At 65.7% G+C, this 1575-nt stretch carries 3 protein-coding genes and 1 pseudogene; 2 read left to right on the forward strand and 2 right to left on the reverse strand.

All coding sequences use genetic code 11. The features are described from left to right. Together FFS27_RS32575 and FFS27_RS32580 are read left to right on the forward strand one after the other, a co-directional pair. The coding region (locus tag FFS27_RS32575; protein ID WP_034034308.1) for a cbb3-type cytochrome c oxidase subunit I at nucleotides 1-517 on the forward strand (517 nt) is incomplete at its 5' end. Nucleotides 518-600: 83 nt separating this feature from the next. Further along, complete coding sequence (locus tag FFS27_RS32580) at nucleotides 601-843, forward strand: hypothetical protein (RefSeq protein WP_003093468.1); 243 nt, start codon at nucleotides 601-603, stop codon at nucleotides 841-843. Nucleotides 844-858: 15 nt separating this feature from the next. Here FFS27_RS32580 and hpaR read toward each other — a convergent pair whose 3' ends face one another. Next, the gene (hpaR, locus tag FFS27_RS32585) at nucleotides 859-1281 is read right to left on the reverse strand and encodes a homoprotocatechuate degradation operon regulator HpaR (protein ID WP_003093470.1); all 423 of its coding nucleotides are present in this window, start codon (nucleotides 1279-1281) and stop codon (nucleotides 859-861) included. Nucleotides 1282-1366: 85 nt separating this feature from the next. Then, nucleotides 1367-1543 (reverse strand): annotated as a pseudogene (locus FFS27_RS32590) (Bcr/CflA family drug resistance efflux transporter); the annotation flags it as partial. Nucleotides 1544-1575: the final 32 nt, after the last annotated feature.

The following is a 1575-nucleotide window of genomic DNA, read 5'->3' on the forward strand; positions in this document are numbered from 1 at the left end:
CGACCCGATCCTGCGCTTCCTGGTGGTGTCCCTGGCGTTCTACGGCATGTCCACCTTCGAAGGCCCGATGATGGCGATCAAGACCGTCAACGCCCTCTCCCACTACACCGACTGGACCATCGGCCACGTCCACGCCGGCGCCCTCGGCTGGGTCGCGATGATCACCATCGGCTCGCTCTACCACCTGATTCCCAAGGTCTACGGGGTCGAGAAGATGCACAGCGTCGGCCTGATCAATGCGCACTTCTGGCTGGCCACCATCGGCACCGTGCTGTACATCGCCTCGCTGTGGGTCAACGGCATCACCCAGGGCCTGATGTGGCGCGCGGTCAACGAGGACGGCACGCTGACCTACTCCTTCGTCGAGTCGCTGGTGGCCAGCCATCCGGGCTTCATCGTGCGCCTGGTCGGTGGCGGGTTCTTCCTCACCGGCATGCTGCTGATGAGCTACAACACCTGGCGCACGGTACGCCAGGCGCGCCCGGAAGGAATCCTCGCGGCGGCCCGCATGGCCTGAGCCGCGACAGCGCGTCCCTTCCCTTCCCGAGCCTCGCCCGCCACGCTGCGGGCAAGGCTCGACAGCCGACGAGGAGAATCATCATGGAATTCAGCTGGAGCGAGATCCTGCTGGAGCTGCTGGCGGTCGCCGTGCTGTTCTTCGGCGTGCATTGGAGCCTGCGCCACGCCAAGACCCTGGACCAGGCGAGCATGCTGCCGTTCGCCGACGACGAGGAGGTGGCCCGCCGGGTCGAGCGGGAAACCGGCAGGAGCCGCACCGGCTGCGGCTGTCCCGGTCGCTGCCAGGGCGACTGCCGGCACTGGGACAAGAATTGGCCGGCATGACGCCGGCCAGTCGCTTCAGGGCTTTATCTTCTTCAGCTCGTTGAGCAGTTCCAGCAACTGCGCGAGCTTTTCCTCGCCGAACCGCTCCTGGATGCGCTGGTAGTTCTTCTCCATGTCGCCGCTCATGGAGACGAAGCACTGCTGGCCCTTCTCCGTCAGGTTCACGTAGACCCGCCGCTGGTCCTTGGGCGCCTTCCAGCGCCGGACGATGCCGTCGCGCTCCAGGCGCGCCAGCACGCCGGTCATGCTCGGGCGCAGGATGCAGGCCTGGTTGGCCAACTGGTAGCTCTCCATCTCGCCCTGCTGGCGCAGGATGCGGATCACCCGCCACTGCTGCTCGGTGAGGCCGTGCTGGTTGAGGGAGGGGCGGAAGAAACTCATCGCGGCTTCGCGAGCCTGCAACAGGGTCAGGGTCAGGGAGGGTCTTGGCGTTGACATAGGGTCCGAGCTTGGATGACTGGTTTCGAAAGTGCAGAAGAGTAGCGGAAAAAACACAGGCTGCATGCGGGTATGCAGAAGGAAATCAACGGTTTCCGCCGTGCAGGGCCAAGCCCAGTGCGAGCAGGCTGCCGACGCCGCAGACGGCCATCACCAGCGACATCGGCAGCACGCACGGCAGCGACACCCAGCCGACAGCCAGGCTGGCAAGGCAGCCGAGGCCGAACTGCACGGACACCGACCCCGCCGACGACCCCCCGGACGATCAGGGATACAACCGGTCACCTATACACA

Origin of the sequence: Pseudomonas sp. 2VD (assembly GCF_005503585.1) — a bacterium.
GTDB classification, from domain to species: Bacteria; Pseudomonadota; Gammaproteobacteria; order Pseudomonadales; family Pseudomonadaceae; genus Pseudomonas; species Pseudomonas aeruginosa.